This is a genomic window from Hydromonas duriensis, from assembly GCF_004363775.1.
GTDB lineage: Bacteria > Pseudomonadota > Gammaproteobacteria > Burkholderiales > Burkholderiaceae > Hydromonas > Hydromonas duriensis.
In genome coordinates this window covers 62,275-77,060 of sequence record NZ_SNZE01000010.1, presented here as the reverse complement: position 1 = coordinate 77,060, position 14,786 = coordinate 62,275, and the positions used below count along the sequence as shown (strand labels likewise).

Here is a 14,786-nt window from a genome sequence, read left to right as displayed (position 1 = left end):
ATCATTTTTTAGGTTCGCGTAAATCTTTATGCAAAATTTTTCCGACATTTGACTTGGGTAAGTCGGCGCGGAACTCGATGTATTTGGGACGTTTATACCCCGTCAACTGCCCTTTTAAGAACGACATAAGCTCACTCTCAGTCAAACTGCTGTCTTTTTTGACGACAAACAACTTCACCACCTCGCCCGAGTGTTCATCGGGCACACCGATGGCGGCCGACTCCAAAACTTTCGGATGTCGAGCAGCGGCATCTTCAATTTGATTCGGATAAACATTAAAGCCAGAGACCAAAATCATGTTTTTCTTACGGTCAACGATTTTGACATAGCCTTGCTCATTCATAATGCCGATGTCACCCGTTTTGAAATAGCCATCAGCGGTCATGACCTTAGCTGTTTCGTCATCGCGTTTCCAATAACCACGCATCACTTGTGGCCCACGAATACCAATTTCCCCCGTCTCACCCAGAGGCAAATGCTGTCCATTGTCATCCAAAATCGCCACGTCTGTCGATGACATGGGCAGCCCCGTTTGTCCAGTAAAGGCGGTTAAATTAACGGGATTGAACAATGCCGCAGGGCTGGTTTCGGATAAACCATAGGCTTCGCATATCGGCACACCAGTGACTTGATGAAATTTTTCCGCGACGCTTTCTTGCACCGCCATGCCCCCCCCCAAAGCCACTTTGAGGTTTGAAAAGTCCAATTTGGCAAAGTCAGGGTGATTGAGCAGCGCATTAAACAGCGTATTGACGGCGGGTAAAATCGAAAAAGGATATTTCGACAATTCTTTGATAAAGGCGGGAACATCGCGCGGGTTGGTAATCAACAACAAGCGACCGCCCAGATGAACCGAGTATAAGGCACACGCTGTCAAACCAAAAATATGATACAACGGCAAAGCACATACAAAAACAGGGCTTGGATTTTTGTCTAAATCCAAACCTGGAGTACACCACGCATCAGCTTGTAAAACATTGGCCACCAAGTTGCCGTGCGTCAAGGTCGCACCCTTGGACACACCCGTTGTGCCACCTGTGTATTGCAAGAACGCCAAGTCATCATGCCCCAGCTGCACGGGGGTCAATTTCAAGCTGGCACCTTTAGACAAGACTGTCTTAAATGATTCTGCCTCTTCAATGTCCCATACGGGCACCATTTTTTTGACATGACGCAAAACAAAATTGACAACATGACCTTTCAAGCCGAGCAAATCACCTAGGCTGGTGACCACAATATGATTTAGGGTTTTTAAATTTGGCAAGCAAGCCTGTAAGGTGCTGGCAAAATTTTCCAGAATAAAAATCGCCTTCGCTTCTGAATCGTTCAATTGATGCGTCAGTTCCGTAACGGTATACAACGGATTCACATTCACCACGCAGTAGCCCGCTCGTAAAATAGCCGCCACCAAAATAGGATATTGCAAGCAATTGGGCATCATAATGGCGACGCGTTCGCCCTTTTGCAACCCCAGTTGTTGCAACCATGCAGCCACATGTTTCGAGTATTGATTCATCTGAGCATAGGTGATGCTTTTACCCATGTTCATTGCAGCCACGCGGTCAGAATAACGCTCGAATGCTTCGTCATAAATACCCACTACTGACGCATATTCTTCGACATTAACGGTTGCAGGCACGCCTGCTTGATAGCTTTTTAACCAAGGTTGATTCATGCTTGTCTCCTGAACCTATAAATAGTTATGGTAGTTGCACTGCTGTGCATTCATATTGTATTACATACATTTTACCCAACAACCGCACGCGCGTGCGTTTTTTTCGCCCTTGATAAAATATTCATTGATTTAACAAGTAGTTAGCGAGGCAATTGCTTATATTCTAACCAGCGTGGTAATTTTCGCTGTAATCATGTCGACGGCAGGCTCATTGGCTCCATGGGGCAAAATCACATCGGAAAAGCGTTTGGTCGGTTCAATGAACTGATTGTGCATGGGGCGCACGGTGGCCTTATATTGCTCGATGACGCTTTCCATCGTTCGACCACGTTCATGTATGTCTCTAGTCAAACGGCGAATGAAGCGCACATCTGGGTCAGTGTCGACATAAATTTTCATTGACATCATGTCGCGTAAGGTTTTGTCATATAACGCAAACAGACCTTCCAACACAATGACTTTAGCGGGTGCCACTCGAACGACCACATCTGAGCGCGTATGCGCTGCAAAATCATATTGCGGCATCTTAATCGGCAAACCATTGCGCAAGTCATCGATTTGCGCAATCATCAACGGCCAGTCAAATGCGTGCGGATGATCGTAATTGGTCCGCTCACGTTGCTCTGGCGTCATGTCACTTTGGTCGAGATAATAATTATCTTGCATGATAACGGCGGTGTGTTCTGTACCTGCTGCCTCAATGACTTTACGGGTCACTGTCGATTTTCCACTGCCGCTGCCGCCTGCAATGCCAATAATAAAAGGTGTGTTCATGGGATAAAAATATAAAGTCGTTACAAGGCGAATCTTAACATTATGACCACTCAAAGTCGATGTTAAGTCAATGCGGATTCTTTTTTACATAAAAACACGCATAAAAAAATCGGTTTAACACGTTATTTACGCATTAAACCGATGAACACCGATGAGCATCATTTAACTTGAATCAAACCTGAGTCAAGAAAGCGCCCATTTTATAAATCTTATGTTGGATCGTATTCGTAAGGCTTGTATTGCGGAACCCAATCGCGTTCGGCCAAACGCTTTTCCATCTCTTCGTGTGACACCGTGGCCACACCGAGGCGGAAGGCACATTCAGCCACCGCACGTGCAACATGGTCAGTGACTTTCATTAAGTCAACAATTCGAGGGAAGACCGCGCCACTGTCTAGGCGTTCTTGCGTGACTTGAGCCGCCAAGGCAAATGACGCATCGACCATCATTTCAGGTTCTACTGTACGAGCGCCTGAAGCGGCAACACCCCAGCCAATCCCAGGAAATACAAAAGTGTTGTTGCCTTGCCCGATGACATAGGTTTTGCCTTTCCATTCGACGGGTGCGAATGGACTACCCGTTGCCATCCAAACATTGCCGTCTGTCCAGCAAATCGCATCTTTAGGCAAAATTTCGGTCAAATTGGTTGGGTTTGACAGGGCGAAAACGATGGGCTTGGCGGTATTTTTTTGTACTGCCTCAATGACTTTTTGATCGAACGAACCGCCTTGACCTGACAAGCCTAACAACACAGTGACTTTGGCATTGCGAATGGTTTCAATCATGTTTGGATTTGTGCTCGCATATTCCCAGCCTGCCAAATCAGCACGCGAATGGGCAAAGACTTTTTTGTATTCTTCCAAGCCTTCTCGGTCATCCAAAATTAACCCGCGTGAGTCCAACACATAAATGCGTTTGCAGGCTTCTTCTTCGGTCAAGCCCAAGCGTTTTAAGCCATTGCGCACCAGCATCGCCACGCCAATGCCACCCGCGCCTGCACCACTGACCAAGAACACTTGTTCTTTCAACGTCTTGCCTTGCTCTGTGGCCGCCAACAAGCCTGCTAAGGCCATTGCACCCGTGCCTTGAATGTCGTCATTGAAACTGGGCACAACATTGCGATAACGCGCCAAAACGTCAAAAGCGGTGGATTTACTCAAATCCTCCCATTGCAATAACGCATTCGGAAAACGCTTTTTCCACGCTTCAATGAACGCATCGACCATTTCAAAATATTTCGCACCACGAACACGCGGTTTGCGCACACCCAAATAAAAGGGGTCTTCGAGTAATTTTTTATTGTCCGTACCAAAATCAAGCACCACGGGGAGGCTGCGCGCAGGGTTGATGCCCGCAGTCAAAGTGTACAAGCTCAATTTACCCAAACAAATCGCAATCCCGCCAAAACCTTGGTCACCAATACCCAAAATGCCTTCTGCATCAGTCACCACAGCCAAATCAGTATCACTATAACCCGCAAGAATGGCATCCAAGTCTTGGTAATTATCTTCTGTCACCACCAAACCACGAGGCGCACGATAAATATGACTGAACTCTTCAATCGCTTCACCGACGGTTGGCGTGTAGACAATCGGGAGCATTTCTTCAATGTGCGCTTGCAACAAAGCATAAAACTCTGTGCGGCTGTAATCTTGCAAGCCACGCAAATACATGTATTTATTCAACGAGTTGGTAAAACGCAAATATTGTTCATACGAGCGCGCCACTTGTTCTTCTAAAGTCTCTACGCGATTTGGCAAGCGACCTTCGATGCCAAACGCACGACGCTCTTCCAGCGTAAATGCCGTGCCCTTGTTTAAATAGGGGTCTTCCAACAACGCGCGTCCACGCGACTTAACTTTAACAACGGACTCCATCGTCACTCCTTCGTGTTTGAAATTGCTTTACTTTTTTTATGATGATTTACTTCTGTGCACACCAACCTAAAGCGTTTAGAATTTAAAATAATCCGCAAGAATGCGGGATTGATAAAAAAAAGTCAAGGCGCAGCGCACAATAATGGGCGGTGAATCCCCGCATCCATCACACAATCTTTTTAAAACCTTTGAACACATCATGAAAAAAATTGCCGTCATCGGCCCAGAAAGCACGGGCAAAAGCACTCTTGTGACGGCTCTCGCTGCTCATTTTAACTGCCCGTTTATGCCCGAATATGCGCGTGAATTTTTGCAAACGCATGGTGCTCAATACACTTTTAACGATGTGCTCACCATTGCCCGAAACCAATTACGCAACGAAGAGCGCATCATCGCCGAGCATCCACATGCCCCATATGTTTTTATTGATACCGATATGCATATCATGCATGTATGGTGTACGGTTGTTTTTGGGCGCACGCATGATTTTATTGAAGAGGCGCGCGCTCAAAACCGTTACGACTTGTATTTGCTCACTCGCCCTGATTTGCCGTGGGTGGCTGACGAAATGCGTGAATACCCGCAGTTAGAGATACGTGAGCGGCTGTTTAATATGTACAAAGACATCCTAGAACATCAAACCACGCCTTGGGCAGAAATCCACGGTCAAGGCGAAGCCCGCATGAACCGTGCATTGCTGGCGTTGACTTCACTCACTTGACTCAACCTATTAAAACCGAGTCACTTACCCCCCCCCCGCACAACCTTTTTATACAATTGACAATTGCGTCATGATTTTTGCGACATTTTTAAAAAAATTCAATATGCACCAAAAAAATGCAAGTCGCCTCTTGCCCTCAATTTAAAAGCCAGCTTCGCACCAACATCGTGCAATTTTTAAATCTGCCTCTCGCCCTTGCACCACAACAAGACAAAATTCATTTTAAATCAATCACATAGAGCAACCAACGCTGCAACACAACACTTTACAAACATTTTTAGATGACGCACACTGCTATCAAACTTGAGATGTTTCAGTTGTACGTTGTACTCACCCACGAGGAGGTTGTATGAAACTGATTAGCGCCATTATTCGCCCAGAAAAACTGGAGGACGTCAAAGCCGCGTTGTTCAAAATTGGGGTGACAGGCATGAGTTTGTCAAAAATTGCAGGCCACGGCGGTGAGCATGAGGTGCTTGAACACTATCGCGGTCAACAAATTAAATTGGAATTTCAAGACAAAATCGAGTTAAAAATTGCCGTCAGCGAGGCTTTTGTCGATGTCACCATCGCCACCATCAGTAAGCACGCCCAAACGGGGCAAGTCGGCGATGGCAAGATTTTTGTGCAGCCTTTGGAGCGTGTTGTGCGCATCCGCACGCATGAGCTGGACGACGGCGCACTCACCCCCGTTGGCACCGACCCTGAGGGTTTGTTTTAAGCACGATGAAGCCATTATTTTTGAACCTTGTTAAATTTTTCGTTTGAATGCTAGGAGTACGCCATGTTCCGCTTTTTATTTATTTTCTTACTTGCGCTGGTATCCAGAGCAACCATGGCGCAAGCCGCGCCTGATGCTGCGCCAACCGTGGCAGAAGCAGCTCAACCCATCACCGAACTGGTGCTTGACCGTGGCGATACGGCTTTTATGTTGGTATCTGCGGCCTTGGTGTTGCTGATGACACCCGCGTTGGCATTTTTCTATGGAGGCTTGTCTCGCAGTAAAAGCGTGCTTAATACAATGATGATGTCCATCACAGCCATGGGCGTGGTGACCTTGACGTGGGTGGTGATTGGCTTTTCAATCGCGTTCGGCGATGAGTCCTTGGGCGCATACATCGGCAGCTTCGCGAATATCATGCTCAAAGGGATGGACAGCAGCACGCTGACCGCAACATTTGAAGCGGGGCACGGCATTCCGAAATATGTGTTCGTGATGTTTCAGGCCACTTTTGCCATTATTTCTGCAGCCCTCATCAGCGGTGCTTTGGTTGACCGCATGAAATTTTCAGCCTATTTAACGTTCATCACGTTGTGGAGCATATTGGTGTACAGCCCTGTCGCGCATTGGGTGTGGGACGCATCAGGCTGGTTGTTTAGCATGGGCGCGCTCGATTTTGCGGGCGGTACGGTGGTTCACATCAATGCGGGCGTTTCGGCTCTGGTCGCTGCGGCTTTACTCGGACCGCGCTTACCAAGCACACGCCATCGCGCCATTCCACATAATATTCCATTCGTCATGCTGGGCGCGGGTTTATTGTGGTTCGGTTGGTTTGGCTTTAATGCTGGCAGCGCGTTGGGTTCAAATGGTTCGGCGGGCTTGGCCATGATAACCACTCAAGTCGCAACGGCAGCAGCGATGATGATGTGGCTCATTTGGGAAAAAATCACTCACCGCGCCATGAGTGCTGTGGGCGCAGCAACTGGCGCAGTGGTTGGACTGGTTGCCATTACGCCAGCCGCTGGCGTGGTTAGCCCAGCGTATGCCATTTTGATTGGGATGCTGGGGGCAACGGGCAGCTTTTGGGCGGTGCAAAAGAAACGCGTATTTAAATTAGATGATGCTTTGGATGTGTTCGCATGCCACGGTGTGGCGGGCATCATCGGCGCGGTGAGCACAGGGGCTTTTGCATTTTCAACAGGACAAGGCAAAGACACCGTTGAACAAGTGCTGATTCAACTCACGGCCGTTGGCGCAACAGTTGTGTACTCTGCAGTAGCAAGCTATGTGATTTTGAAAGGCATTGATTTAACAATGGGTTTGCGCATTTCCAAATCTGAAGAGATGCAAGGCATTGACATTATTAGCCACGAAGAAGCGGGCTACACATCAGAGGGTTTTGGCTTTTCATCATTGGCTCCCGTTGATGAAGCGACTGGACTCACCGCCCCCGTGTACATCCCTTCAAAAAAGCAAGCTTAACAGCCCCACAACCTTGCACATACAAAAAATCCCTGCTGACATCAGCGGGGATTTTTTAGTGGCCTTATTTTCAGCAAGTTTTAGTTTTTAGCACGCTGACATGAAATGGCTATCGGATTTTTAGCATCACCCGCCAAGGTCGTCCATTCGTTGTCATCTAAACGCACAACCTGAGTCGCCTGCTCACGGTCCACCGCTGATTGATAACTTTTATCCATGCTGACTCCCATCAAAGCGGCAGCAGAATCTGTTTTATCAAACGTTGTGCTCACCTTGCGTGTGGTCTCATACATCAGTTTTGATGCAGGCACAAACTTCCAATCAGCAAATGCCAATACTTTAATAGACACGGGGGCCGCACCTGGTGTCAGTTTAGTCACAACATCCTCATGAACCACAGTGCCATTGGCATTATAGTTGGCACGCCCTTTGATAACAGTGGTCGAACCACTCGCACTCACGGGCAACGTGGCGGTACAGTCCCAAATGCCTGGCAATTTAGTGCCATTCACAACATCCATATTATTTTGCGCGTGTACCAAACCCGCTGTTGATGCCAGTGCCAAAGCAATGACAGTTTTTAATATATTGTTCATATTTTTCCTCAAAAAAGTAAGGGGCGCAACCTAGCTATTTACAGTTGCATCTGTTTTAAAATGGCGAGCCTTTATGGGGCTTCGTAAAACACATAGTTTGTTGAATAGTCACTGATTTCAAAATAAACTCGTTTTTCCCCTGGGTCAACCTTACCGTTCAAATTCAAATCAATTTTGCCATAACCATAGCGATACGGACGTGGCGTTTTATCATCTGTTCCAAGAGCCGTAGACAGCTTATCCACTTCTAAAAAACGCTTAATCAAAGTCGGACCTGCATACACCTCCAAAATACCATTTGTACCCGTCCAATTTTGTACGCTGCGCCCAATTTGATTTTGAGTTTCTTGAGTACACGCTCCTAAAGTCAAAACCACACCCGCACCCAACACTGCTTTTAGCATTTTCATACGCGCCATACGATTCTCCAAAAAAGTACGCAGCTTTTGCTGCACCAGAGCCACATTATAACGCCTACACTTTTGATTCGTTTGCGATATACTGCCAAAATGCACAAAAAGAAAAAAGTTCAAGCAACCTTTGATTCGAGTCGGCGACACAAGCATGACGAAGTATTGATTCCGCCACATTCGGTATAAACCCTGCGCAAGACCCAATAAACGCAAAGCAAGCATGTTTTTCAATCTGAATCCATCACGGGAGGTTTTATGAAACTCATTGGCTCACTCACTAGTCCTTATGTCCGAAAAATTCGTATTTTATTGGCGGAAGAAAACATCCCTTACGAATTTATTTTGGATGATGTTTGGTCTACGGACAGTTTTATTCAACAATATAATCCGCTTGGTCAAGTGCCCTGTCTTGTCTTAGACAACGGCTACACCCTATATGACTCTCGTGTCATTGAAGATTTTTTAGAAGAACAATCGCCATTGCATGCCCCATACAACAGCGCAAGCCGCTTAGAGGTTAAAAAATGGGCCGCTCTCGCAGATGGTCTAACCGATGCCGCAGTCAAGATTCGCATCGAGACCATGCGCCCCAAAGATAAACAATGGCAAGACTGGATAGACCGCCAACAAGACAAACTCACTCGAGGCTTGGCTGTCATTGAAGAGCAATTGACACACCACTTGTGGTGCGCAAACAACGCTTACAGCGTCGCCGATGTCGCCACGGTATGCCTTGTCGATTTCCTTGATTTTCGCCTCCCCTCTTTTGACTGGCGCGCCCATCATCCTAACGTGAATAAATTGGCTGATTATCTAAATGCTCAACCCGCCTTTTTAAACACATTACCTCGCTTGGCGTAATTCGGACACTATCGCAAGGTTTCACTTTTTTTTGAATCTCTGCGATAATAACCGCCTATCAGTTTTTTATCCTTTCACGTTTTACGTCACGGACAACCATGAATTTACTTGCCAAACTCTTGCCTGCCAACAACATTGAACTCGGCGTCGAAGCATCGAGTAAAAAACGAGTGTTTGAGCATGCGGCCATGATGTTTGAGAATCAGCAGGGCATCGAACACAGTCGCGTATTTGACAGCTTGCTGGCGCGTGAACGTTTGGGTTCAACGGGTTTAGGTCAAGGGGTTGCGATTCCTCATGGTCGAATTAAGGGTCTGAAAGAGGCGATTGCTGCGATTGTCAGTTTACAAACCCCTGTGGCGTTTGATGCGCCTGATGCACAACCTGTGTCTTTCTTAATATTTTTACTTGTCCCCGAACAAGCCACTCAACAACATTTGGAAATTTTGTCCGAATTAGCGGAGTTATTGTCAGACAAAACTTTGCGCGACACGTTGAAGTCGGCTCAAGGCGCAGGCGAAGTGTTGCAACTCATCCAAACGTGGCACCCCACACGTCGTCAACCTCACTAAACACAACAGGCGCAGCAATGCGTCTTTTTTTCGCGAGTAAAACCATGCAATCAATTGCCGCATTGTTCAATGAAGTATCCGAACGCCTTGAACTCACTTGGTTTGCTGGGCAAGACGGGGCTTTTCGTATCCTTGCTAAGTCACGAGCTGCGAGCGCGGATTTGGTCGGCCATTTAAACCCCATTCACTCCACCCGAATTCAAATCATCGGCAAAGCTGAACTGGCTTATTTTGACTGGCTCACCGAAGAAAAACGCTTAGAGTATCTCAATGATTTTTTGACTTACGGCGAGCCACCCGCCATCATGGTAGGCGATAAATTGCTGCCACCCGATTTTTTAGTGGGCTGGTGCAACACGCATGCGATTCCTCTATTTCACAGCCCTGAGTCAGCGGCGGACTTGATTGACTATTTGCGCGTTTATTTCAACCGCATGTTTGCCGAACAATGCACGCGCCACGGGGTGTTGATGGATGTTTTGGGTGTTGGCGTGTTGATTTGCGGTGAGTCGGGACTTGGCAAATCAGAGCTGGCACTGGAGCTCATCAGCCGTGGGCATGGATTGGTGGCGGATGACGCAGTGGAATTACTGCGCACCGCGCCAGATTACATTGAAGGTCGTTGCCCTTCTTTACTCCAAAATTTATTGGAGGTACGCGGTATCGGTTTGCTCGACATCAAAACTATTTTTGGCGAAACGGCGGTGCGCCGTAAAATTAAGCTGCGCCTCATTGCTCAACTCATTAAACGCAGTGAATTGGAAGAGCATTATGAACGCTTACCCTCTCAAACATTGACCGAAGAAATCCTTGGAGTCGATGTGCGCAAAGTTGTCTTGCCCGTGGCTGCAGGTCGGAACTTGGCCGTTCTACTTGAGGCTGCCGTACGCAGTACGGTCATGCAATTACGTGGAATTAACACTCTAAAAGACTTTATGGAACGTCAGCGCTTGGCCATGGAGCAACACAATCAATACCCTTTGCCGACGCAAAGCGGTCAAAGCGACATTTAATTTTGATAATACACTCATGAAAATCGTACTCATCACAGGCATATCAGGCTCAGGCAAAAGCGTCGCCCTTAGGTTGCTCGAAGATGCCAGTTATTACTGCGTTGATAACTTACCTGCCAACCTACTGCCAAATTTAGTATCCACCCTCAGCGTGCAGGGGCATACTCAAATCGCCATCAGCATTGATGCGCGTTCGTCAGTTGACTTTGCCAGATTGCCGTCACAAGTGGATGAATTCCGTGCCCAAGGATTTAACGTACATACCATTTTTCTGACGGCCGACGACAACACCCTTATACAACGCTTCTCAGAAACCCGCCGTCGCCACCCTTTAACACGTGAATACAAAGATAACAACGACAATTCTTTGGTTGAAAGCATTGGATTAGAACGTGAACGCCTGTTGCCCATGCTCGCCGTATCGGCCATCATTGACACCAGCAAATTAAAAGCGCGCCAATTGCAAACGTGGATTAAAGACCTGTTGTCTTTACGCAACGACAGCATGACGGTGCTATTTGAATCCTTTGGCTTCAAACATGGGATTCCGATGGATGCTGATTTTGTATTTGATGTGCGCTGTTTGCCCAACCCATTTTATGACCACAGTCTGCGGCCACTGACGGGCTTAGATGCACCCGTGCAAGAATTCCTTGTTGCACAACCTGATACACACTTGATGATTAGCGACATCGAACAATTCATTCAACGCTGGCTGCCTCGTTTTGAGGAAGACAACCGCAGTTACCTCACCATCGCCATTGGTTGCACAGGCGGCCAACACCGTTCTGTCTACATCGCTAAAATTTTAGCGGATCGCTTAATCGACAAAGGCCTGCGTGCCCCCGAACAAGTGCTGGTTAGGCATCGAACATTGCGCTAAAAAATGGTGGGGACAACGTTTGACCCTAAAGCCTAAACAATAAGCCTTTTACGTTTATGTTTATTTTTTCAGGTCATTTAAACGGGTGACAATAAATACCCATCAACCAGCGCATTAAATTCACGTAACTGCGCTTGTTGCCACGCCTCATCCCGACCTAATTCATCCGCCAAAATCTGTGCAACTCGCGGTGCTGCGTCGCGAGCCGCTTGGGCATTGAGAAACAAGGCGCGGATGCGGCGCGCCAACACATCTTCGACTGTTCGCGCCTGCTCATGACGAATCGCCCAAAGCACTTCTGCTTCTGTATTGGGCAACTCATCCGACAAACGTATCGTCGCGCCCGCCAACATTTGAATCTTTACCGCATCTGTACCGTAAACTTTCCAATGGTCATCAGGCGCATTGTCACACCAACCATGTAGTTTTAAATCACTCGTTACACTTGTCTTGACAGGCAAGCCAGTCCGCTTGACCACCTCATCAACCGCATCTTGCCCCATGCGACGGTAGGTCGTCCATTTTCCACCCGTGAGCGTCACCAAACCACCCGCGCTGGTGCGAATGACGTGACTGCGCGACAAGGACTTAGTCTCACCTTCGCCATCCGCTTTAACCAAAGGCCGCAAACCCGCATAAACACTAAGCACATCCGCACGCGTCGGTGCTGGCGTCATGTGCTGTTTGGCGGTATTCAAAATAAACTCAACTTCCTCTGCCAATGCGCGTGGTTCAACATCAATGTTCGGTACAGCGGTATCGGTAGTCCCAATCATAACGTGACCATGCCACGGCACCGCAAACAGCACTCGACCATCCTGAGTGTGCGGCACCATCATCGCACACTGACTGGGCAAAAATTTTCGCTCAACTACCAGATGCACACCCTGGCTCGGTGAAAGCATGGGGGCAACATCGGGGGTCTCCATGCGACGAATGTCGTCGACGAATACCCCCGTCGCGTTCACCACGCTTTTAGCATATACCTTATATTCCTGCCCTGTTTCAGCGTCTTGAAAACTCGCCCCAACGACCTTATCCCCCTCTTTCAATAAAGCCGTGACAGGCGCATGATTTAACGCGACCCCGCCCTCATCGCGCAAGGTGCGCATCAAGCTAATGGCAAGCCGACTGTCATCGAACTGCCCATCAAAATATAGTACACCGCCTTTTAGCCCTTCTTTTTTTAAGGTGGGCATCAAGGCCAAGGCTTTTTCACGAGACACGCGGCGACTCGGTTGCAGATTTAACTTGCCTGCCAAGAAGTCATACAGTTTCAAGCCAATCCCATAAAATGGAATCGACCACCAGTTATAAGCCGCAACCAAGAAGCCCATGTCATGGACGAGATGGGGGGCATTTCGCTTGAGAATTCCCCGCTCATGCAAGGCTTCTTTGACCAGTGGAATATTGCCCTGCGCCAAATAACGCACCCCACCATGAATCAACTTGGTGCTTCGGCTACTCGTGCCTTTGGCGTAATCATGCGCCTCCAGCAATAGGGTGCGATAACCACGTGTCGCTGCTTCCAAGGCAGTACCCAAACCCGACGCCCCACCTCCAATCACCAACACATCCCAATCTTCTGTCGATTGAATGGTGTGTAAAATATCGGAGCGCTTCATGGGATGTCCTTTGTTGCAGGTGTTAAAATAAAATGAATGACGAATGAATTAAACAGAGTCGCTACTTTCCCACGCCATACTGCGTTGAACTGCTCGTTTCCACATGCCCATACGTGACTCGCGCTCATCCAACGACATTTCGGGGACGAAATGTCGATCCACTTGCCACAACTCGGCAATCTCGGACTGACTCTGCCAGAACCCAACCGCCAACCCCGCCAGATAGGCTGCACCTAGTGCTGTGGTTTCGGTCACTTTAGGACGCACAACGGGGACACCCAAAATATCCGCCTGAAATTGCATCAGATAATTATTTGCACTCGCCCCACCATCAACGCGCAGTTCACGTAACTCAACATTCGAGTCTTTACGCATGGCTTCCAATACCTCAGCACTCTGAAATGCAATTGACTCGAGGGCTGCGCGCGCAATATGCGCCGCTGTTGTACCACGCGTCATGCCGATGATTGTGCCTCGCGCATAGCTGTCCCAATATGGCGCGCCTAGACCGACAAAAGCGGGAACGAGAAAAACGCCTTCCGCGCTCTTAACCGAAGCGGCCAATGTTTCAACCTCGCCACTGCTACGAATGATGCCAAGACCATCCCGCAACCACTGTACCACCGCACCCGCCATAAACACGCTGCCCTCAAGTGCGTAGTCGGTTCGGTCGTTGGCACGCCAAGCCACGGTTGTGAGCAACTTATTTTTGCTCGGCACAGCATCCGTACCTGTATTGAGCAACATAAAACAGCCCGTGCCATAGGTGTTTTTAGCCATACCTCGCTCAAAGCACACCTGCCCAAAAGTGGCCGCCTGTTGGTCGCCCGCAATGCCCGCAATTTTGACTCGACTACCGAGCAATCCTGCTTCTGTTTCGCCGTATACTTCACTGCTGGCGCGCACTTCGGGCAAAATATGTCGAGGGATATCCAATATGTCGAGCAGCTCATCGTCCCATTGACCAGTGTGGATATTGAACAGCAAGGTCCGACTTGCATTGCTGACATCAGTGATGTGCAAGGCGCCATTGGTTAACTTAAACGTCAACCATGAGTCAATCGTACCAAAAGCCAGCTCTCCTGCTTGGGCGCGTTCGCGCGCACCTTTGATATTATCAAGAATCCACTTAACCTTAGTGCCGCTGAAATACGCATCCAGCACCAAACCTGTTTTGTTCTGAAACACCTCAGCCAACCCCTGCTCACACAACTGGTCACACAAAGGTGCCGTGCGGCGGTCTTGCCAAACAATCGCATTATGAATGGGCACGCCTGTTTTTTTATCCCACACCACGACGGTCTCACGCTGATTGGTGATGCCGATGGCTGCAATATCAGACGCGCGCAAATTGGCACTGCTCAAAGCCTCGTGCATCACACCCATTTGAGTGCTCCAAATTTCCGTCGCGTCATGCTCCACCCAACCTGGTCGTGGGAAAATCTGTTCAAACTCTTTTTGTGCAACTGCTTTGATGCTGCCGTCATGCTCAAACACAATGGCGCGGCTACTGGTCGTACCCTGATCAAGCGCGAGGATGTATTGTTTGCGTTCTGATGTCATCTGTGTCTCC

14 protein-coding genes are annotated in these 14,786 nt (G+C 48.2%); 7 read left to right on the top strand and 7 right to left on the bottom strand.

All coding sequences use genetic code 11. From position 1 onward, the window contains the following. Window position 1: 1 nt before the first annotated feature. The 3 genes from DFR44_RS06245 to DFR44_RS06235 all read right to left on the bottom strand — a co-directional run bounded on the left by DFR44_RS06245 (window position 2) and on the right by DFR44_RS06235 (window position 4,326). On the bottom strand, window positions 2-1,675 hold the full coding sequence (locus DFR44_RS06245; RefSeq protein WP_133620173.1) for a long-chain-fatty-acid--CoA ligase: 1,674 nt from the start codon (window positions 1,673-1,675) through the stop codon (window positions 2-4). A gap of 156 nt (window positions 1,676-1,831) precedes the next feature. Further along, window positions 1,832-2,449, bottom strand: a complete 618-nt coding sequence (gene udk / locus DFR44_RS06240; RefSeq protein WP_133620171.1) for a uridine kinase — start codon at window positions 2,447-2,449, stop codon at window positions 1,832-1,834. 209 nt (window positions 2,450-2,658) lie between these two features. After that, window positions 2,659-4,326 carry an NAD-dependent malic enzyme gene (locus DFR44_RS06235; protein ID WP_133620169.1) on the bottom strand — a complete coding sequence of 556 codons (1,668 nt, stop codon included), beginning with the start codon at window positions 4,324-4,326 and terminating at the stop codon, window positions 2,659-2,661. Between the two features lie 199 nt (window positions 4,327-4,525). Between DFR44_RS06235 and DFR44_RS06230 the strand changes: the two genes are divergently transcribed. The 3 genes from DFR44_RS06230 (at window position 4,526) to DFR44_RS06220 (ending at window position 7,250) form a co-directional block, all read left to right on the top strand. Beyond that, window positions 4,526-5,047 carry an AAA family ATPase gene (locus DFR44_RS06230; RefSeq protein ID WP_133620167.1) on the top strand — a complete coding sequence of 174 codons (522 nt, stop codon included), beginning with the start codon at window positions 4,526-4,528 and terminating at the stop codon, window positions 5,045-5,047. A 349-nt stretch (window positions 5,048-5,396) separates the two neighbouring features. Next, entirely contained in the window at window positions 5,397-5,768 is a 372-nt protein-coding gene (locus tag DFR44_RS06225) for a P-II family nitrogen regulator (RefSeq protein ID WP_133620165.1), read from the top strand. A gap of 63 nt (window positions 5,769-5,831) precedes the next feature. Next, the gene (locus DFR44_RS06220) at window positions 5,832-7,250 is read left to right on the top strand and encodes an ammonium transporter (protein ID WP_211336910.1); all 1,419 of its coding nucleotides are present in this window, start codon (window positions 5,832-5,834) and stop codon (window positions 7,248-7,250) included. 80 nt (window positions 7,251-7,330) lie between these two features. Here DFR44_RS06220 and DFR44_RS06215 read toward each other — a convergent pair whose 3' ends face one another. Continuing rightward, on the bottom strand, window positions 7,331-7,846 hold the full coding sequence (locus DFR44_RS06215; protein ID WP_133620163.1) for a hypothetical protein: 516 nt from the start codon (window positions 7,844-7,846) through the stop codon (window positions 7,331-7,333). A gap of 71 nt (window positions 7,847-7,917) precedes the next feature. Continuing rightward, window positions 7,918-8,265 (bottom strand): hypothetical protein, encoded by a 348-nt coding sequence (locus DFR44_RS06210; protein WP_425459562.1) that lies wholly within the window; start codon window positions 8,263-8,265, stop codon window positions 7,918-7,920. A gap of 249 nt (window positions 8,266-8,514) precedes the next feature. Between DFR44_RS06210 and DFR44_RS06205 the strand changes: the two genes are divergently transcribed. The 4 genes from DFR44_RS06205 (at window position 8,515) to rapZ (ending at window position 11,588) form a co-directional block, all read left to right on the top strand. Continuing rightward, window positions 8,515-9,120, top strand: a complete 606-nt coding sequence (locus DFR44_RS06205; protein WP_133620161.1) for a glutathione S-transferase N-terminal domain-containing protein — start codon at window positions 8,515-8,517, stop codon at window positions 9,118-9,120. A gap of 98 nt (window positions 9,121-9,218) precedes the next feature. Then, complete coding sequence (gene ptsN / locus DFR44_RS06200; protein WP_133620159.1) at window positions 9,219-9,692, top strand: PTS IIA-like nitrogen regulatory protein PtsN; 474 nt, start codon at window positions 9,219-9,221, stop codon at window positions 9,690-9,692. Between the two features lie 17 nt (window positions 9,693-9,709). Next, window positions 9,710-10,705, top strand: a complete 996-nt coding sequence (gene hprK, locus DFR44_RS06195; RefSeq protein WP_246012061.1) for an HPr(Ser) kinase/phosphatase — start codon at window positions 9,710-9,712, stop codon at window positions 10,703-10,705. 16 nt (window positions 10,706-10,721) lie between these two features. Then, window positions 10,722-11,588 carry an RNase adapter RapZ gene (gene rapZ, locus DFR44_RS06190; protein WP_133620157.1) on the top strand — a complete coding sequence of 289 codons (867 nt, stop codon included), beginning with the start codon at window positions 10,722-10,724 and terminating at the stop codon, window positions 11,586-11,588. Window positions 11,589-11,665: 77 nt separating this feature from the next. Here rapZ and DFR44_RS06185 read toward each other — a convergent pair whose 3' ends face one another. Beyond that, on the bottom strand, window positions 11,666-13,213 hold the full coding sequence (locus DFR44_RS06185; RefSeq protein WP_133620155.1) for a glycerol-3-phosphate dehydrogenase/oxidase: 1,548 nt from the start codon (window positions 13,211-13,213) through the stop codon (window positions 11,666-11,668). Between the two features lie 48 nt (window positions 13,214-13,261). Continuing rightward, the gene (glpK, locus tag DFR44_RS06180; RefSeq protein WP_133620153.1) at window positions 13,262-14,776 is read right to left on the bottom strand and encodes a glycerol kinase GlpK; all 1,515 of its coding nucleotides are present in this window, start codon (window positions 14,774-14,776) and stop codon (window positions 13,262-13,264) included. Window positions 14,777-14,786 lie beyond the last annotated feature (10 nt).